Here is a 19,650-nt window from a genome sequence, read left to right on the forward strand (position 1 = left end):
GGGCACAAATGACATTTCTGGTGCGCGTATGGCTAGCGTTGACGGTTGTTCTGGCAATTGTGGTTACTATCTTAGCGGTGCTGGTTAAGCTACAAAACGAGGCGGTGTATTCGCAGCTTGTGCGGCAACGACTTTCGGTCATTGCAGCGGCAACCGCCGCCCCCTTCCGGTCAGTCTCGGAACTTGGTCTCACGGTGGCGACGGTGCGCAATGCCCAAGAGCTGCTGAACCGGGCTTGGCAGACCGATCCCACGATTTCCAACATTGTTCTGCTTGATGCAGCCGGCGGAGTTATCCTTTCTGTTCCGGATGCTGCTGTTCCATTTAGCGCGCGCCAAATGGGTCGCGCAATGGAAGAGGGCTCCAACAGCCAGTGGGGTCTTGAGACTGCGACCGCGCTGATCAGCGGTGCCACCATAAAGGACGAGAACGACGAGCGGGCCGCTGCATTGGCAGTTATCTACCCGATGAACGAATTGCGGACCCACAATCGCCTTATCAGTTCGCAAATTTGGCTGTCGGCGCTGGCGCTTCTGACCGGATTCTCGACCCTAGCTTACGCCGCATTGCGCTATCGTCTGCGTCCGGCCATCCACACCCTCGACGACATCGCCAGCCATGCCGAAGACGACAGCACTTTGACTGCCGGCGACTTTGCCGATTTTCGAGCGACGCTCGCCGCGGGCACCGCAAAATACCGTTTGGCAACTACAAAACTTGCTGCGCTTATTGGGGCAGAGCGCGCGGAAGCTCCACCTGCGGGGCCACAGGGTGCCGACGTCATCTCGGTTCCCGATAGCCCCATGGCTGTAACGGTGTCGCGACGGCTTACGGCGCTCATAGCCGTCCTGGTGCTGGGGATCACCGTATCGCTCGGCACTGTCGCCTACCGCAGCATCGATGACTCCTTTGCTCCCGAACTCGACAAGCGCACGAGGCTTATTGGCAGCATTGCCAATGATGCTATTGCCCGCACGCTTAAGGCGGGTGTGCCACTCGATATGATGGTCGGTGGACGCGAATTCTTCTCGTCCCTGCTTCGTGACTTTCCAGAAATTTCCTACTTCGCGCTGGTCACCAACCGACCCATTTTGGAGATGGGCACCCGCCCGCCCACCACGACGTCGGTGATGCTACAGGCAGGGACCGTCGTGCCGATCGTCGTCGACAACAAGCTGGTGGCCAATGTCGTCGTAATCAAGAACGCGGGATACCTTTCGCGTGAATTCCGCGATCTCATTCTCGACCTCCTGGTGGTGACGCTGGTGACAATCCTGTTGGCGGTTGAACTGGTCTCCTTGATGACCAATCACTCGCTAACCGGACCGTTGACCCGCCTCGACTACATCCTGAAGCTTCAGGCGGCCGGCGATTTCTCCCACCGCATCCTCGTGAGCGGGATTAGCGCCGTCGATAGGCTGGGCCAAGCCCTTTCCTTGCGTGCTGAGCGGCTTGCGGCAATGATGGCAGCCGCCCAGGAGCTACCCAAGGGCACCCGTGCCGTGCAACTGGAACCGGACTTCATTATACCGGCTGGCCGGCCGCTCATCATGAGATTTTGCAGTCTAGGCGATGTGCGACTTCCGCTTTTCCTCATCGCCGCGGCTGACTCATTTCCACTGTCGTTCTTTTCGCTTTATGTCCGGGATGCCGACAATCCGCTGACTTGGCTCAACCCAGGCATCGTTATCAGTTTGCCGCTCGCCGCCTATCTCACAGCCATTGTCTTCGGTTCGCCCTATGCGCGTCCGCTCGCGAAACGCTTCGGGCACCGCAACCTGTTCGTGTTTGCTTCCATCCCAGCGGCCCTCTCGAATTTTGGGTTCTTCATTTCCACCAATGTGCTCGAAATTATCTTTTTCTGTGTGTTCAGCGGCATTGGCTATGCTTTTGCTTCACTCTCTTGCCAGGACTACGTGATCGACGCTGCCCCAAAGGAACAGCGGGCCCAAGCGCTAGGGCTGTTCCACGTAGCGATGTTTGGCGGCTTCTATGCTGGAACGGCACTGGGGGGCGTGGTTGCCGACCGTCTGGGCGAGCGCAGCGTATTTCTGGTTTGTGCCGTCTTGATCGTTATCTCCGCAGCGATGATCTTGCGCATGCTCCCTGGCCCCACCCACGTTTCGGCGCTCACCGAGCAGGGCGGCCGCTCTAAGCTGCGGCAGTTGCTTGGAACAATTGCTGATGGCCAGTTCGCGACCCTGCTGTTTGGCATTATCTTGCCCCAAACGATCCTCGATCAGGTCTTCATCTCCTATCTCCTGTCGCTGCAGATGAACGCGTTGGGCGCCTCCACGGCCGATACCGGACGCCTGATGATGATCTACTTTCTGATGGTGATCCTGTCAGGGTCACTGTATGGGCGACTGCCTGCCGGCAGGATCTCGGCAGTGGGCATCACTGTCGCCGGAGCATTGCTTGGCGGAGTGACGCTGCTCGCAGCAGCGGCAGTTACCAACGGCTGGACAATGGTCGTTGCCGCAATCGGCACCGGCCTTGGCTACGGCCTGGTGAGCGGGCCGCAGACGGCCACGGTGATGGAACTTGCGGAAGGAAGGCTGGCCCATATCGGTTCGGAAAGGGTCCTTGGCGCTGTCAGGGTCATGGACCGAATTGGCAGCGTTGTGGGCCTCGTCGCGATCGCCGGCGTCGCTGGCAGTTTTGGCTATTCCGCCGCAATGGGCTTCATCGCCATCTTGGTGCTGGCCGGGGTTGGCTCGTATCTCATCTACCACGTGGCAAGCCACAGCTTGCCGATCATCGCAGGGAGGAAAGCATGAAATTGACATACCCTATGTTGGCCGGGGCCGCGCTAGCTTCTTGCCTCGTTCTTCCGCCTCGGGTCGAGGCGGCGGAGAAGACCGTTGTGATGATAACGTGGCTGGGCTGCGAGGATGTCTGCAAGGGCCTCAAGGACTCGCTTGAAGAAAAGAAAATTGATGTCAGTTTCGTCGTCGACGATGCGGCACAGGACAAGAGCAAGCTGCCCGACTTTGTCAAGGATGCACGCGACCGCAAGGCTGACGTGGTGGTCACCTGGGGCACCAAGACTACTCTAGGCATGGTCGGCACGTTGAAAGACCAGCAGAACAGCGATCTTCTCAATGACATCCCCGTGGTGTTCACCGTGGTAGCCGATCCGATCGGTGCGGGTATCATCGAAAGCTACGAAAAGACTGGCCGCGCCAATGTGACCGGTACCCGAAACCGAGTTCCCGAAAGCGTCAACATTAAGAGCATCAAGCGCTACCTGCCGAGCTTCGATCATCTCGGCCTCCTGTTCGACCGTAGTGAGCCCAACTCGGTGAAAAAGACGGAGGAACTGACAGCTTTGTCGGAAAAGATGAAGTTCAAATTCGACGCATTGCCACTGCCGGCGCTTGCCGATGGAACTCCGGATCCAGCCAAGCTCCCCCAGGCTGTCGCTCAGCTGAAGGCGGCCGGCGTGCAATTCGTCTACTTGGGCTCGAGCACCTTCCTTGAAAAGAATGCGGACGTCTTCACCGATGCTGCCGTGGCAAATGGTCTACCGGTGCTCAGCCCCTATGAGCATCTGGTCAGCGAATCCCGGGCGCTGATGTCGGTGGCCGCCCGCGACTACGACGTCGGCAAGCTGGCCGGCGAGCAGGTGGCCAAGATCCTGGCGGAGGGTGCCAAGCCTGGCGACATGCCTGTCGTCGCCATGGAGAAGTTCGCCTATGTGGTTAACATGAAGGTCGCTAAGAAACTCAACTTGTTTCCACCTGTCGAGTTCCTGCAATTCGTTGAGAAGGTGGAGTGACGCGAAGCGACTATCGCCGCACCCGCGACGCCCAGCGTGGTCGCCGGCAATGTCCGCTTAAAGGCAGTGACACAGTTAACTTTAATGACCGAGGTGAGGCGCATTGCGGTCCGGCAGCCTTGGGGCCGGGACCAGTAAGTCCGCTTGTGGTCAGTTAAGAACGACAGAGGCCGATCTCGACCCACATCAGCCATGCGGCAACATCCGGTTTCGCACAAGGCTAAGCCATGAGGGCAATGTCTTCAAAACGACGTGGTTGCATTATCGCTGTCCAGTAGGCCAAGCATGCTCGCATTCGAAACGCCAGTCGAATACGCTCAGCGAAGCTTTGAGCTAGGGAGGCAGGACAACCGCACATGGAGCGAAGGCTTACCGCGATCCTTGCTGCCGACGTGGTCGGCTACAGCACGCTCATGGGCGAGGATGAGGTCGGCACGCTCGAACGACTGAAGGGTTGCCGTCGAGAACTGGTCGACCCCGCGATCAAGGAATTCCACGGTCGGATTATCAAGCTCATGGGAGACGGGGCGCTGGTCGAATTCGCCAGCGTCGTTGATGCCGTCCAATGCGCTGCCGCGATTCAGCGCCGGATGGCTGTCCGAGACCCGGGCACCTCCGACCCCCGCCACATCCGGTTTCGCATCGGCGTCAATCTCGGTGATGTCATCGTAGAGGAAAATGACATCTACGGCGATGGCGTCAACATCGCCGCGCGCCTCGAGGCTATGGCCGAGCCGGGGGGTGTATGTATCTCCGGAACCGCATTTGATCATGCCGTTCACAAGGTTGATGTCGGCTTTGCCAGTCTTGGCGAGCAGCGCCTCAAGAACATCGCCGATCCGGTTCGCGCCTATCGATTGCTGCTGGATCCCGCAGCATCGGGAAAGGTCACGGCCGCGCCACACCGGCCGAGCTCGCGCGTCATCATCCTGGCAGGCGCCGCCGCCTTGGCGATCGCCGCGATTGCCGGCATTTTCGCATGGCAGAAGTTCTCAGTGCCATCGCGGCCATCGGTTGCCGTGCTGCCGTTTGCAAACCTCGGCGGCGATCCAGGCCAGGACTATTTCGCTGACGGCATCACCGAGGATCTGATCACCGACCTCACCAAGCTGTCCGGTCTGGACGTCATCGCGCGCAACTCGGTGTTCGCCTACAAGAACAAGCCTGCAGCGCTGGCGGACGTCGCGCGCGACCTTGGCGTCCGCTTCGTTGTCGAGGGGAGCGTCCGCCGCACGGGCGAGCAGATTCGCCTCAATGCCCAGCTCATCGATACGGCAACGGGCGACAATCTGTGGGCCAACCGGTTCGACCGTGGCATGGCCGGCGTGTTTGCCGTCCAGCACGAGATGAGCGGCGAGATCGCCAAGGCGCTTGGCATGCAACCTTCGGCAGCGGAAAGCGAACGCATGGCGCGGCCGCCGACCGAAAACCTCGAAGCCTACGACTTCTATCTTCGTGCCGAGCAGACAGCACGGACCGGTCGGCGCGACGGCCTGCGGGAGGCGCTCACGCTCTACGACAAGGCCGAGCAGCTCGACCCCGCTTTTGCGGAAGCCTTCGCGGCGGATGCAAGCACGACGGTGTATATCTGGCGTGAATCGTTCAATGACATCATGCAGAGCGCGCCAGCACGAAAGAGAGCCTATGAGAAGGCGAGCCGAGCTTTGCAACTCGACCCTGACCTTTCGTCGCCCTATGCTATTCTTGGGATCATGCAGGTCGTGGATCGCCGCTACGAGGAAGCCATCGCTTCGGTCGAGCGAGCCGTCGCACTCGGCCCCGGCGATGCTGAGACGCAAATAGCCCTGGGATACGTGCAACTGTTCGCCGGCAGTCATGCTGAGGCTGCCGAAGCGGTCGAGACGGCGCTCAGGCTCGATCCCAACCTTTCACCTGTAAACCGGCAAATTGCCGGTCTGGTCTTTCTAATTCAAGGGAGCAACGACAGGGCGATCGAGGCCCTCGAACGCACCCGCGACGATGCGCCGTCAGTCGGAGATTTCACGATCACGCTTGGTGCCGCCTACGCCCGCGCCGGCCGCCTGCAGGATGCCAGGGCGGCAGTGGCCGAGGGGCTAGGTGCCATGTCCACACCAGGTTTCGATTCATTGTCCGCATACCGACTCAACGGTGCCCAATATCGTAACCCGCAGGATTTGGCTCTCATCGTCGACGCGTTGCAGCAGGCGGGCTTGCCCGAATGGCCGTTCGGTTTCACCGGCGATGAGCACAACCGCTTGAAGGGCAAGGAGATCGCCTCGCTGGTGCTGGGCCATACTCTGCAGGGTCAGCTTGAGCCCGGTCTCCAACCAGCCTTCCTTCAGATCGGAAGCGACGGCAAGGCGGCCTTCCGCTCTACGACGCGGCTAGTCACCGAGACCGTCCGTGTCGATGGCGACTTATTGTGCGAGCTGAGCGAGAATATGTTCGGGCGCCCCGACTGTGGACCCGTCTATAAACGCCGCGACGATGGAGGCGGCGGCTATTCCTTCGTCAACTCAAGCAAGGTGTTTCACTTTACGGTTGTTCAGTAGAAGCACACGCGCGTCATAACGGACGCACACACTCGCGTCCGATGCGGGAGTAGAATAGGCTGCGCGAAGCCGCTTGATCGACCAAGGAGGGCGCAGGCAGGTATGGAGCGAAGGCTTACCGCGATCCTTGCTGCCGACGTGGTCGGCTACAGCACGCTCATGGGCGAGGATGAGGTCGGCACGCTCGAACGACTGAAGGGTTGCCGTCGAGAACTGGTCGACCCCGCGATCAAGGAATTCCACGGTCGGATTATCAAGCTCATGGGAGACGGGGCGCTGGTCGAATTCGCCAGCGTCGTTGATGCCGTCCAATGCGCTGCCGCGATTCAGCGCCGGATGGCTGTCCGAGACCCGGGCACCTCCGACCCCCGCCACATCCGGTTTCGCATCGGCGTCAATCTCGGTGATGTCATCGTAGAGGAAAATGACATCTACGGCGATGGCGTCAACATCGCCGCGCGCCTCGAGGCTATGGCCGAGCCGGGGGGTGTATGTATCTCCGGAACCGCATTTGATCATGCCGTTCACAAGGTTGATGTCGGCTTTGCCAGTCTTGGCGAGCAGCGCCTCAAGAACATCGCCGATCCGGTTCGCGCCTATCGATTGCTGCTGGATCCCGCAGCATCGGGAAAGGTCACGGCCGCGCCACACCGGCCGAGCTCGCGCGTCATCATCCTGGCAGGCGCCGCCGCCTTGGCGATCGCCGCGATTGCCGGCATTTTCGCATGGCAGAAGTTCTCAGTGCCATCGCGGCCATCGGTTGCCGTGCTGCCGTTTGCAAACCTCGGCGGCGATCCAGGCCAGGACTATTTCGCTGACGGCATCACCGAGGATCTGATCACCGACCTCACCAAGCTGTCCGGTCTGGACGTCATCGCGCGCAACTCGGTGTTCGCCTACAAGAACAAGCCTGCAGCGCTGGCGGACGTCGCGCGCGACCTTCGCGTCCGCTTCGTTGTCGAGGGGAGCGTCCGCCGCACGGGCGAGCAGATTCGCCTCAATGCCCAGCTCATCGATACGGCAACGGGCGACAATCTGTGGGCCAACCGGTTCGACCGTGGCATGGCCGGCGTGTTTGCCGTCCAGCACGAGATGAGCGGCGAGATCGCCAAGGCGCTTGGCATGCAACCTTCGGCAGCGGAAAGCGAGCGCATGGCGCGGCCGCCGACGAGCAATCTCGAGGCCTATGATTACTATCTACAAGCCGAGACGGCGTCACGCAGCGTCCTGCAGGCCGGGCTGCGGGAGGCGCTTGCGCTCTACGACAAGGCGGAGGAGCTTGACCCCGCCTTTGCCGAAGCCTTCGCGGCCGACGCGCGCACCACAGTCTATATCTGGCGGGAGGCCTTCAACGACGTCATCCAGAGCGCGCCAGCACGAAAGAGAGCCTATGAGAAGGCGAGCCGAGCTTTGGAACTCGACCCTGACCTTTCGTCGCCCTATGCTATTCTTGGGATCATGCAGGTCGTGAATCGCCGCTACGAAGATGCGATTGCCTCTGCCAAGAAGGCTGTTTCAATCGGTCCGGGCGATGCAGAGGCGCAAGCAGCCCTTGGATATGTTCAGTTATACGCCGGCAATCATGCCGAGGCAGCCACTGCGGTCGAGACGGCGCTCAGGCTCGACCCCGACCTCTCAGCGATCAACCGGGAAACTGCTGGGCTGGTTTTTCTGCTCCAGGGCAATGTCGAGAAAGCGATCGAGACTCTCGAGCACACACGCGACGATGCGTCCACGGTTGGCAACTTTCGGTTTACGCTCGCTGCGGCGTATGTCCGGGGCGGCCGCCTACCGGATGCGAAAGCCGCAATCGCCGAGGGGCTCCGCCTCGTAGCAGGGTCCAGCTACGTGGACTCTTTGGCTGGGTGGGAGATGACTCATGCACATTTTCGGAATCCGCAGGATCTGGCGATACTCGTCGCCGCACTGCGCCAGGCGGGCCTACCCCAATGGCGCTTCGGCTTTACCCCGGCCGAACAGGACCAGTTAAAGGGTGCCGAGATCGCGTCCCTCGTCATTGGCCATACACTGCAAGGCCAGATCGAACCCGGTCTCCAACCAGCCTTCCTTCAGATTGGAAGCGACGGCAAGGCGGCCTTCCGCTCTACGACGCGGCTAGTCACCGAGACCGTCTACGTCGATGGCGATCTGTTGTGCGAGCAGAGCGAGAACCTGTTCGGTCGCCCCGACTGTGGTCCCGTCTACAGACGCAACGACGCAGCCGGCAAAAGCTACTCCTATGCCAATACAAGCAAGGTGTTTCACTTCACCGTGGTTCGGTAGACGCACACGCGCGTCTCAATGATAGTGATCGAGTTCCAAATTGGCCGCGACCTTCGGCCAGTTGGCATCGGCTTTCGGGATATTTTCAGCTGCATGCGCGGCGAAATCATCCGCATTGTCGACGTCGTAGATCAGGTAGAGCTTGCCGTCGATAATCTTGAATGCCTCAGGATCGACATTGACCGTGACCCCCCCGCCCACGACTTCGCCGGCGCAGTACCCGCCATATTGAGGAGCGTACTTGACCGGTTCGCTCATGAACATTTCCTGGTGTTTCTTGCTGGCGAAATGCCAAGGTGTCCCCAGCCATTCATAAGTGAACTCTTCGGAGCCCTTCACGGCCTTGCCGTCAGTGAAGTAAGCGACCGTGTCGTAGCCCATGATCGCCACACCACCAAAATAGCCGGTGTTTACCGAATCGTCGGCACATGCCGATCCCGCGCCGGCGACCACAGCTACCGCGACCAGGGCAGCCGTCCCCAAACTCCGAACCAGTCGTGGCTTGATCATCGTGCTCATCTGTATCCTCCGTTAATCGTGGATCTCGGCGCACTTCGCCGCGTTCGCCTCGCCAAGAATTTTGGCTTGGCAGGTAGCACCATGGCGTTTGAAAAGTCGTATGATATCCGTGTTGCCCTTCCAGAATGCGCGCGTTATCGGCATGTAGCCATGCCCCTCGGCATGGTTCACATTGGCACCTTTCGCAATGAGGAACTCGGCCAGTTCAATGTGGTTTTCCTCGCCGGCCACCAGCAACGGCGTAGCACCCGCCTTGTTGGCGGCATCGTCGAGCACCGCGCCTTTTTCCAGCAGCAGCTTGGCGATCGGCAGGCTGCCCGAGAAGGCCGCCGCATGAAGCGGGGTAAAGCCGCCCGAGTTACGCGCCATGATGTCGGCACCCTTGGCCAGCAAGAAGTCGGCGATTTCCGGCTGGTTATCGAGCGCTGCAGCGATGAGCAGCGTTGCCTGGTCGCGCGCCCGGCTGTCGACGTCGGCACCGCCTGCCAGGGCTTGCTCCACGGCACCCTTGTCGCCGGCGGCGATGGAGTCGAACAACTGCTCACCTGCGGCTGCTGTCGTAGCCGCCAAAACCAGCATTCCAAGTGCCAGCAATCCGCGCATTGTGCAAGGTAGCATATTAGCTTGTGGTCATACAAGCTGTCCTGGGCACATCAGGTGGATCCAAGGCGGACGGCGCGGCCAGACATAGCGAACGCGGCCCAGGGCGGGAAGGCGTTAGTGCTACTGGCTTCGTCAGTAGGGGCACCGGGTCCAGTCTGAATTTTGAAGAGCGTCGATTACCGAGGCGCCGAGCGGCGTCGAGCGTAACCGCCTGTTGCTCCGTTGGGATAGCCGGTAAGCGCAAAGGTGGCCGGTGGCGGAAGTGTCCGCTTTCGGATGCAACTATGGCTTGCTCAATGACCGACATTGGGCGCATACCGGTCAAAACCACCACGAACCGAACGGTTTGAGTGCTGCCTCCAGGAGCAACGCTCAACCGTTCCCTTGGATCATGGGGCGCGCCGCCTCCGCAAAAATCAATGAATCCAACGCACACTTGTACCCGTCGACGTCAGTCAGCCAGTGGCCAAAGCTCGCTCCACTGCTTACGGGCATATTGCCTTGCGCAAGAGCATTTCGCCTATGGCCATCTAATACATTGAAATTCAAACGAAAATGGCGCACCCGACAGGATTCGAACCTGTGACCTCTGCCTTCGGAGGGCAGCGCTCTATCCAGCTGAGCTACGGGTGCCTTCAGGGAACCTGAAAACGAACCAGCCGATAGGCCGGCCAGCCACGGCTTCTTAGCGGAAGCCGGCGCGGGCTTCAACGGGCAATTGGCGTGGCGATATTTTCGAAGCCACCTTGCGCGGCCTGGCAAGTTCGCGTCCGCCCTGCAGCCTCAGCCCGGGACTCACCCCGCCACCTCCACCTTCGCCACCCGCCTGCGCACCCTGCGCGGCGCCCGCTTCGCCTTCTTCGCGCCCGTCAGCTCATGCATCGCGTCCAGCTGCATCTGCTGCATTTCAGCCAGCCGCGTCCATTGGCGCGAGATCAGATAGTCGAGCTTTTCGTGCAAATGGCGCACTTCCAGCTCGGCTTTCAGGTTCACCCGGTAGTCGTTGAACGAGCGCAGGCGGTCCTTGGCCTCCGTCCGTCTCTGGCTCATCATGATGATCGGCGCCTGGATGGCGGCGATACAGGAGAGCAGCAGGTTGAGCAGGATGAAGGGGTAGGGGTCGAAGGCGCTGCTCACGCCCGCGATCAAATTGATGCCGATCCACACCGCAAGCACGCTGCCGAACGAGATCAGGAACCACCAGCTGCCGCCGAAAGCCGCCATGTTGTCGGAGACGCGGTCGGCGAACGAGCGGTGCTCCTCGAACTCCTCTTCCGAGTTTTCCGAAATCGTGTCCTGCCTGGCGATCGATTCGACCACCTGGCGGTCGAGCTCGGAGAATTCGCCATGCTCCTGCTGCAGCAACTCCTCCATGTAGCGCATGCGGTAGCGGCCGAGCTCCTCCCGGCTGATGCGGGCGCCGCGCGGCAGGTCGGGATGATCGGAGCGGATGCGGTCGGCCAGGCTCGGCCTGAGGTCGTCGATGCGCACCAGGTCACGCTTGCGGAATTTGCGGCCCGATATCGCCGATGGTTTCCGCTTCGGCTTAAGGCGGCCATGAGGTTCGGAGTCCGGCACATCGGGCGCTTCCAGCGCCTCGTCGGCAACCAGTTCGGCGTCGTGGGCGGGCGGCGCCTCGAAATACTCGCCGCCGCTGTCGTTTTCATTGTCGGCCTGTTCGGATGGTTTTGGGCTCATGATGCCGGCTCCTGCTGTCGCGCCCACGATACGCCAAGCCGGCACGCCATAGCCACTGTGGCGGTGAAGATTGGGGGCTTGTGCAAGCGCTTGTGATGAATGCCTGCTGCAATTGCCTGTGGCGGCGCAGCCCCCCGGGGCCTCGCTCGCCTGCTGCTCGGCAACCAGACCGCCGAAGTGCTGTTGCGCCTGCTGCAGAGTTAAGATGAGGCAGCGATCCTTCACGACCCCCCTCTGTCCTGCCGGACATCTCCCCCTCAAGGGGGGAGATCAGATGTCGCCATGGCTTTGCCAAACACGAAAAAGAGGCGAGACGCCGAAGCTGCTAATCTCCCCACTTGAGGGGGAGATGGCCGGCAGGCCAGAGGGGGGTGCTGTCCGCCGGCGTTTCAGAGTTCCTCCACCCAACGACGGGTTCTATTGCGGCGGTAAACCAGGCAACTGCGACCCCTGCGCCGGCAAACCAGGCGGCGGCAGGCCGGGCGACGCGGCCGGCTGATCTCCCGCAAACATCAGCCGCGTCTTCGTATCGGCCATGGCGGGCGACAGACTGCGCTGGATCAGCGCTTCGACATGGTCGTTGCGCTGCCTAGCGCTGTCGGCGCCCATCACCACCACGATCAGATGCCGGCCGTCGGCATTGTAGGACGTGACGATATTGTAACCGGATGCCCTGATATAGCCGGTCTTGATGCCGTCGACGCCGCGCACCCGGCCGAGCATGTCGTTGTGGCCGCGCACCAGCCGGCCGCGGAACATGAAGTCGCTTTCGGAGAAATAGTGGAACTGCTGCGGGAAGCGGGCGCGCAGCGCCATCCCCAGCGTCGCCATGTCGCGCGCCGATGTGTGCTGGCCATCGTCGGGCAGGCCGGAGGCATTGCGGAAGACGGTGCTGCTCATGCCGATCTGGCGCGCCTTGGACGTCATCATGGCGGCGAACTGGTCCTCCGAGCCGCCGAGATATTCGCCCACCGCCACCGCCACGTCATTGGCCGACTTGACCACGATCGCCCGGATCGCCGAATCGACATCGATGCTCTCGCCGCGCTTGAAGCGCAATTTGGTCGGCGGCTGCCGGGCGGCATTGTCGGAGACCGGGATCTGCGTTTCCTTCGAGACGCGGCCGGACTCCAGCGCCTCGAACAGCAGGTACAGCGTCATCATCTTGGTCAGCGACGCCGGATAGCGTTGCGCCCTCGAACTGACTTCGAACAGCGTCTTGCCACTGCCGGCATCGATTACGATGGCGGCATATTTCTCCTGCGGCGCCGGCACCGCCAGCACGCTGTCGGGCGGCGCGGTGGTGCTGCAGCCGGCCATGAAGACAACCAGCAGGAGGGCTGCGAGAAATTTTTGGACGAGGGAGGGGAAATGGAAGTTTGGCAAGGCAAGTCCGGCGTTGCTGAGAGGGCCGGAACCTAGCCTAACCCATTGTGTTCGTCCATTTGGTTAACGGCGGAGCTGCCGATGACGCTGCCAATCTCCCCCGCAAGGGGGGAGATCAGATGTCGCTTCGGCTTCGCCAATCATCGGCGCTGAAACGGCAACCTCGACATCCGCCCACCCGCCCGAAATCGCCTGCTTCCTGTCCTGTTTTGCCTGCGGGGTCGCGGTGCTGCTATAGAGGCGGCAATTGCTTGGGGGATTTGACAATGACCGGTGACATCGGCGCGGCTGCGCCATCTCTTATCAGGGCTTCGCTCAGCCGCACCGGCAAATGGGTCGGCAGCGTCGCTTTCATCGGCGGCGCTGCTTCCGACATCCTCAATCCGCTGGCGCCGTTCGCCGCCTATATCGCGCTGGTCGCTTCGGTTGCCGCAGCCATCATCGCCATTGCCATCGTTCTGCGGCTGGTGCTGGCCGCCAAGGCGCTGCCGGCGCTGATCTTTGCCACCAGCGCTGCCGCCGTCGCCGGCGGCGTCTATGGCCTGCAGCAGCAGACCAATTCGCAGAACGGTGTGATCGCCGGCCTGGTGCCGGCCATCGCCCAGTTGCAGCAGCAGATGGGCATCGTCTCGGCCAGGGTGGCCAGGATCGAGCGAACGGTAACCGAGACGAAGCTGGCGGTCGACCAGGTCAAGCAATCGACCGACGCGGTGGCGAAGAAGACCGAGGAAATTGCGTCGACCCAGCAGCAGCAGGCTGAGCAGGGCGCGCAGACGCAAAAGTCGGTAGAGGCGGTCAAGCAGACGACCGAAACGCTAGCTGCCGGCCAGCAGAAACAGGCCGAGCAGGCGGATAAGCTTCAGGCGACCACCGTGCAGATCGCCGCCTCGATCGACACCATCGCCAAGGGCTTTGCCGCATTGGCCGCGCAGGGCGGGACGATCGCCGAGCCGAAGCGGCCGGACGAATTCTATCACAATGCCCGCGTCTACGAGCTTTCCGGCGACATGCTGAATGCGCGGCGCTCCTATCTCGCTTTCGCCGGTTTCGACGTCGACGCCGTCGATCCCTACACACGCTTCGCCACCCTGCTGCGCGTGCAGGACGGCAAGGCCGGCGCCCGCGAAGTGTTCGGCGCCCTGGCCGACAAGGCCAAGGCGCTTTCGATCAAGCTGGTCCATATCCTGCAGTTTGACGATGCCCAACGTCTCGACAAGCTCAACGCCTTCATCGCGGCCAATCCGGATTTCGCACCGGCCTATTACCTGCTCGCGCAGGAGTTTTCCGAGGATCGCCTCGGCGTCCAGTCGCTGTCCGACAAGCGCAGCGAGGCCGAGGCGCTGACCAGGTTCGTCTCCTATGAAAAGGAAGGCGGGCTGCTCAAATATTTCGTCGACCAGACGCAGCTCGCCGACTGGCTCGACCGCAGCCGTACCCGCCTGACGGCGCTTGGCGACGTGCTCGACCCAGCACGCTTTACCCCGACGCTGACGCCGATGCGCTCCAATGCCGGCTGGACGATCTCCATCTCGCTGCCCGAGGCCGCGACCGGCATTTCCTGGCGCATGGGTGTGTCAGGTCCGTTCACCGACACCGGGCTGATGGCGATGAACGACCAGCGCACCGGCAAGCCGATGCCCAATCCGAGCTTCGAATTGCCCGACAGCACCACGGCCACCACCATCGGGGTCAAATATCTCGATCTCAGGGGCCGCGAGACCGGGCCGTTCGACATAAGTTTCGATCCGGACGCGGCGCTGCAACAGGGCAACAAACAGATCCTCGACCAGTTCTGGACGTCGTGGATCGCCTTCGACGCCAGCGGCAATCACGGCCTGGTCTATTTCTCCCAGATGCTGTCATTCCGCTGCGGCATCAAGGAGGTGCGCTACAGCCTGAACGGCACGGCGCTCGACAAGGAGATCAAGCTGCCGCCTTGCGACAAGAAGGACCCCTACGCCATTCCTTATGACTACCAGCCTTACTTCAAGGTCGCCGACAACGTGACGTCGATGGCGGTGCAGGTCACCTACACCGACGGCACCAAGTCGCCGGTGCGCGAGTATAAGCGGCAGTAGGCGCCCACCCTCCCCCATGTGGGGAGGGTCGATCCGCGTAGCGGATCGGGGTGGGGGTCCTCGTAGGGCGCTACCCCCACCCCGTCGATCGATCTCCGCTTCGCTCCGATCGCTCGCCGACCCTCCCCACAAGGGGGAGGGTAAAAATCGCCCTGATGCAAAATGCCGGTCGCTGTGCTTGCGCATCCGTCACGGAGCGGGTTTGTTCGCTGCCATCAGAATCAGCAGGTGCGCGGATGGATAAGGTCACGATCAAGGCAAATGGCATCTCGGTCACGCTCGACCTCACCGTCGGGCACATCGCCGACATGACAGTCGAAAGCGATGGCCGCCAGCTGAAACCGCTGCACCGCGCGCCTTGGGTCGATGCCGGCGAGGCGCTGTCGCCGGACCTGCCCGAAGGCACGGTGCGGCTGTCGGGCGATTTCCTCTGCGCGCCGTTTTCGGCCAGCGACATCGAGGCCGCACCGCTGCATGGCTGGCCGGCCAACAGCGCCTGGGATGTCACCGCCAGCGAAGCGACATCCGACGGCTGGCGGGCCGTCTTCCGGTTGCGCCGCACGGTGATGGGCGCGACGGTCGACAAGATCTTCACGCTCCGCAACAGTCATCCCTTTCTCTATCAGGAGCATGTCTTTTCCGGCGGTTCCGGCGCGGTCTCCGCCGCCCACCATCCGATGGCGGCGATGCGCGATGGCGGCCGGCTCGCCTTCTCGCCGAAGCGCTTTGCCGGGACACTGGACGCACCGCTGGAGCCCGATCCGGCCCGCGGTCGCTTCAAGCTTTCCTATCCCGCCCGCTCGACCGATCTGACGCGCTTTCCAGCCACTGGCGGCGGCACGCTCGATCTCACCGACTACCGCATGGAGGATGAGCGCGAGGATTTCATCACCCTGGTCGAAGCCGATCATGACGGTCCGGGCTGGACGGCGCTGGCGCGCCGGGCCGAACAGGATCTGGTGCTGGTGCTGAAGAACCCGGCGGAGCTTCCGGTCACCATGCTGTGGTTCAGCAATGGCGGCCGCGATTACGCGCCGTGGAGCAGCCGCCATCGCGGCGTGCTCGGCATCGAGGACGGCCGCGCCGCCATCGGCCATGCCGCATCGATCGACGACAATTGGCTGAAGCGCGAAGGGGTCGCGACCGCTTTTACCCTCGGCGGCGAAGTCTCCTTCCGCCATGTCATCGGCGCGCTGCCGCAGGCAAACGGCGAGCCGCCGCGCGATATCGGGACAGCCTCAGGTCACATGCGTCTCACCGGAGCCGATGGTTCGACCCGCGATGTCAGGTTCGACAGCGATTTCCTGCGGATCGGCCAGCCCGGCTGATTTTCGAACGCTGGCCCTGCCCCTCACCTGCCTGCCGGCATCCTCGACACACGGCACATGGAGCTTGTCCGCCGCACCGCCGCGCCAACCAATCTGCTTGGCGCTGCGGCGGACGCATAGGGGGAGAAGTGTTACCCATCTATCGGCTGGACACCGGCAGGGCGACGAGGGGCGGCGCTGACGTGGCGGATGTCGTGAGATTGCCCAAATCGCGGTTTGAAATTTCCTCAAACTGCCGACAAGATGCAAAGCATAGCTGGAAGCGCCCAATGTCCGAAATCGCCCATCTCGCCGCCACCATCTTCAAGCGCGCCGGCAAGGCGAAACGCTTCATCGTCGCCATTGCCGGCCCGCCCGGCGCCGGCAAGTCGACGCTCTCGGCCGGGCTGCATGATCTGCTGCCGGAGGGCGCGGCTGAAGTCGTGCCGATGGACGGCTTCCACTATGACGACATCGTGCTCGACCAGCGCGGCCTGCGGCCAAGAAAGGGCGCGCCGGAGACTTTCGACTTCGCCGGCTTCGAGACGCTGTTGAAGCGCATCCGTTCGGGCGAGCCAGACATCGCCATTCCGGTGTTCGACCGCAGCATGGAATTGTCGCGCGCCGCCGCCTCCATCGTTGCCGCCGAGACCAAGTTCATCCTGGTCGAAGGCAATTACCTCCTGCTTGACGAGGAGCCGTGGTCGCGGCTGGCGCCGCTGTTCGACTTCACCATCTTTGTCGATGTGCCGCGGGCCGAACTCGAGCGCCGCCTTCTGGTGCGCTGGCACGAGCATGGCCGCTCCGACGAAGACGCCCGCGCCTGGATCGCTTCCAACGACATGCCCAACATCGATCGCGTGCTCGGCCGTCGCAGGTCCGCCGACCTGGTTGTTGGCGATCCCGCATAGTTCGCTGGACTTCGGAACGGGAACCTTAAGACTTTCAGGGCGTTATCTCTCATCGGCAATCGTGCCGCCGTGAGGGAACCGTCAGATGGCAACCAAGGCAAAAACACCCGCCAAGAGCAAGACCGCTCAACCCAAAGCCAGGCAGGCAAAGGCCACGCAGGCCAAGGCAGGCGCCGGCCCGGCGATCGCCGAGCGGTCCAAGGACGCAAAGCCGGCTTTCGGCAAAGCGGCGCCAAAGAAGGTAGAACCGGTCGCGACGGCGAAGGTGGCGGTGAAAACCGCCAAACCCAAGAAGCCGGCAAGCCGCGGCTCGATGGCCGGCGGGGCCATGCGCACGGTCAAGGCGACCGCCAATGTCGCCGCTGGTGCGGTGGCGGCGACAGCCAGGGGCGCCGCGTCGCTCGCTGCGTCCGTCATCGGCAAGGGCGGCTCGAAAAGCAAGGCCAAGGCGAAATAGACCTGGTTGCTTCGGCCGGCCGAGGTCAATTCCTGGCGGGGATGGTCAGGCCGCGTTGCACCGCGGGCCGCGCCAGCCCGCGCTCCAGCCATGCCGCGACGGTGGGGAAGTCGTCGAAGCCGACGAGTTCGCGCGCCTCGTAGAAGCCGATCAGATTGCGCACCCAGCCCAGCATCGAAATGTCGGCGATCGTATAGTCGTCGTCCATGATCCAGGTTCGACCCTTCAGCCGCGTCTCCAGCACCCCGATCAGCCGCCGCGATTCATTGCGGTAGCGATCCAGCGGCCGCTTGTCGGCGATCTCGCGCCCGGCGAATTTATTGAAAAACCCGACCTGTCCGAAAATCGGTCCGATCGCCGCCATCTGGAAGAACACCCATTGGATGGTCTCGTAGCGCCGCGCCGGATCGACCGGGATCAGCTTGCCGGTCTTGTCGGTGAGGTAGAGCAGGATGGCGCCGGATTCGAACAGGCCGAGCGGCTTGCCGCCCGGCCCGTCGGGGTCGATGATCGCGGGTATCTTGCCGTTCGGGTTCAGCGACAGGAATTCCTGCGTCCAGCTCTGGTCCTTGCCGATATCCACCAGATGCGCCTCGTAGGGCAGGCCGAGTTCTTCCAGCGCGATCGAGACTTTCACCCCATTCGGCGTCGTCGCGGAATAGAGCTGCAGGCGGTCGGGGTGGCTGGCCGGCCAGCGCTTGGTGATCGGAAAGACGGACAGGTCGGTCATCGAAAGCTCCGGTCGGGAATTTGGCGCGGTCTCGCGCCGTTTGGCGGGTTGCGAAGGATTATCCTCGGCGTCTTTGCCGATCAACCGGCCGACGGTGCGCACACCGTCTTCGCAGTCATTCAGGGCCAGTCGCTCAGGGCCAGTCGCTTGCCGTCAGACCGCCTTGAACGCCACCACGGCATTGGTGCCGCCGAAGGCAAAACCGTTGCTGATCGCCGCGCGCACCTTGCGCTCGCGCGCCACATTCGGCGTGATGTCGAGATCGCAGTCGGGGTCGGCCTGCCGGAAATTGGCCGTCGGCGGCACGATGCCTTCGCGGATCGCCATCACGCAGGCGATCATTTCCAGGCCGCCCGAGGCGCCGAGACAATGGGCATGCATCGACTTGGTCGACGACACCGACAGCTTGTAGGCATGGTCGCCGAAGACGCGCTTGATTGCCGCCGTCTCGATCTGGTCGTTGGCCTTGGTGCCGGTGCCGTGGGCGTTGAGATAATCGACGTCCTCGGGATTGAGCCCGGCGTCCGCCAGGCAGGCGCGCATCGCCGCCGTCGGTCCCTCGACTGTCGGCGCGACGATATCGGAAGCGTCGGCGGAAAGGCCGGCTCCGGCAAATTCGGCCAGAATGGTCGCGCCGCGCGCCATGGCGTGTTCATACGTTTCCAGCACCGCCATTCCAGCACCTTCGCCGAGCGACAGGCCTTGGCGATCGGCCGAGAACGGCCGGCAGGTATCGGGCGCCAGCACCCGCAGGGCCTCCCAGCCCTTCAGGATGCCCCAAAGCAGCGGCGCGTCGGTGCCGCCGGCGACCATGACATCGGCGCGGCCGAGCCGGATCTGGTCGACCGCCGAGGCAAAGGCGTGATTGGACGAGGAGCAGGCCGAAGTGACGCCGAACACCGGCCCGCGCAGGCCGAGATTCATGCTGACATGGCCGGATGCCGCACTCGGCATCACTTTCGGCACGGTGAAGATGCCGGCCCGGTTCTTGCCGTCGACCAGGATGGCGCGATAGTTCTCCTCGATCGCCTCCCAGCCGCAGACGCCGACGCCGACAACCGCGCCCATCCGGTAGGTGGTTGCTTCAGTCGATGTCAGGCCGGCATGCTGCATGGCTTCGCGCGCGGCAATCGTCGCCAAAAGGCTGAAGCGGTCCATCGACACGGTCTGCTTGTGGCTGATGCCATGGTCGGGCAGCGTCTTGATTTCGCAGCCGACCTTGACCTTCAAATCATGCAAACCGGGATTGCTGATTTGACCGATGGCCGATCGGCCGGCCCGCATTTCGGTCCAGATTGCAGGCGCATTGGCGCCGAGCCCGCATATGCCGCCGATGCCGGTAATGACGACGCGCTTTTGCATT

At 62.5% G+C, this 19,650-nt stretch carries 14 protein-coding genes and 1 tRNA gene; 8 read left to right on the forward strand and 7 right to left on the reverse strand.

Annotated features, from left to right (window positions below):
- Nucleotides 1–8 precede the first annotated feature (8 nt).
- The 4 genes from NLY36_RS17165 to NLY36_RS17180 all read left to right on the forward strand — a co-directional run bounded on the left by NLY36_RS17165 (nt 9) and on the right by NLY36_RS17180 (nt 8,598).
- A complete protein-coding gene (locus tag NLY36_RS17165) occupies nt 9–2,780 on the forward strand; it encodes an MFS transporter (RefSeq protein ID WP_023736927.1) in 2,772 nt (923 codons plus the stop codon).
- Complete coding sequence (locus NLY36_RS17170) at nt 2,777–3,781, forward strand: ABC transporter substrate-binding protein (protein WP_084013687.1); 1,005 nt, start codon at nt 2,777–2,779, stop codon at nt 3,779–3,781. Before NLY36_RS17165 ends, NLY36_RS17170 begins: the two co-directional genes overlap by 4 nt.
- A gap of 356 nt (nt 3,782–4,137) precedes the next feature.
- Entirely contained in the window at nt 4,138–6,315 is a 2,178-nt protein-coding gene (locus NLY36_RS17175; RefSeq protein WP_286461259.1) for an adenylate/guanylate cyclase domain-containing protein, read from the forward strand.
- A 102-nt stretch (nt 6,316–6,417) separates the two neighbouring features.
- Nucleotides 6,418–8,598: an adenylate/guanylate cyclase domain-containing protein gene (locus NLY36_RS17180; RefSeq protein ID WP_286461260.1), complete on the forward strand. Its 2,181-nt coding sequence runs from the start codon at nt 6,418–6,420 to the stop codon at nt 8,596–8,598.
- Nucleotides 8,599–8,613: 15 nt separating this feature from the next.
- Here the strand turns inward: NLY36_RS17180 and NLY36_RS17185 are convergent, their stop codons facing one another.
- The 5 genes from NLY36_RS17185 to NLY36_RS17205 form a co-directional block, all read right to left on the reverse strand.
- Entirely contained in the window at nt 8,614–9,117 is a 504-nt protein-coding gene (locus tag NLY36_RS17185) for a YHS domain-containing (seleno)protein (protein WP_023707420.1), read from the reverse strand.
- A gap of 12 nt (nt 9,118–9,129) precedes the next feature.
- Nucleotides 9,130–9,720 carry an ankyrin repeat domain-containing protein gene (locus NLY36_RS17190; protein WP_023695862.1) on the reverse strand — a complete coding sequence of 197 codons (591 nt, stop codon included), beginning with the start codon at nt 9,718–9,720 and terminating at the stop codon, nt 9,130–9,132.
- 556 nt (nt 9,721–10,276) lie between these two features.
- Nucleotides 10,277–10,353, reverse strand: a tRNA-Arg gene (locus NLY36_RS17195).
- Between the two features lie 162 nt (nt 10,354–10,515).
- Nucleotides 10,516–11,418, reverse strand: a complete 903-nt coding sequence (locus NLY36_RS17200; protein WP_023703727.1) for a DUF1003 domain-containing protein — start codon at nt 11,416–11,418, stop codon at nt 10,516–10,518.
- 417 nt (nt 11,419–11,835) lie between these two features.
- Entirely contained in the window at nt 11,836–12,738 is a 903-nt protein-coding gene (locus NLY36_RS17205) for a D-alanyl-D-alanine carboxypeptidase family protein (protein ID WP_084026274.1), read from the reverse strand.
- Between the two features lie 332 nt (nt 12,739–13,070).
- Between NLY36_RS17205 and NLY36_RS17210 the strand changes: the two genes are divergently transcribed.
- The 4 genes from NLY36_RS17210 (at nt 13,071) to NLY36_RS17225 (ending at nt 17,557) form a co-directional block, all read left to right on the forward strand.
- Nucleotides 13,071–14,882 carry a methyl-accepting chemotaxis protein gene (locus NLY36_RS17210; protein WP_023736924.1) on the forward strand — a complete coding sequence of 604 codons (1,812 nt, stop codon included), beginning with the start codon at nt 13,071–13,073 and terminating at the stop codon, nt 14,880–14,882.
- A 236-nt stretch (nt 14,883–15,118) separates the two neighbouring features.
- Nucleotides 15,119–16,210 (forward strand): hypothetical protein, encoded by a 1,092-nt coding sequence (locus NLY36_RS17215; protein ID WP_023711379.1) that lies wholly within the window; start codon nt 15,119–15,121, stop codon nt 16,208–16,210.
- 269 nt (nt 16,211–16,479) lie between these two features.
- Entirely contained in the window at nt 16,480–17,100 is a 621-nt protein-coding gene (locus tag NLY36_RS17220; RefSeq protein ID WP_023689152.1) for a nucleoside triphosphate hydrolase, read from the forward strand.
- An 85-nt stretch (nt 17,101–17,185) separates the two neighbouring features.
- A complete protein-coding gene (locus tag NLY36_RS17225; RefSeq protein WP_023711378.1) occupies nt 17,186–17,557 on the forward strand; it encodes a hypothetical protein in 372 nt (123 codons plus the stop codon).
- A 25-nt stretch (nt 17,558–17,582) separates the two neighbouring features.
- Here the strand turns inward: NLY36_RS17225 and NLY36_RS17230 are convergent, their stop codons facing one another.
- Complete coding sequence (locus NLY36_RS17230; protein ID WP_023695868.1) at nt 17,583–18,287, reverse strand: glutathione S-transferase family protein; 705 nt, start codon at nt 18,285–18,287, stop codon at nt 17,583–17,585.
- 153 nt (nt 18,288–18,440) lie between these two features.
- Entirely contained in the window at nt 18,441–19,649 is a 1,209-nt protein-coding gene (locus NLY36_RS17235) for a beta-ketoacyl-[acyl-carrier-protein] synthase family protein (protein ID WP_023736923.1), read from the reverse strand.
- Nucleotide 19,650 lies beyond the last annotated feature (1 nt).

It is taken from the genome of Mesorhizobium sp. C399B, from assembly GCF_030323185.1.
Taxonomy (GTDB): Bacteria; Pseudomonadota; Alphaproteobacteria; order Rhizobiales; family Rhizobiaceae; genus Mesorhizobium.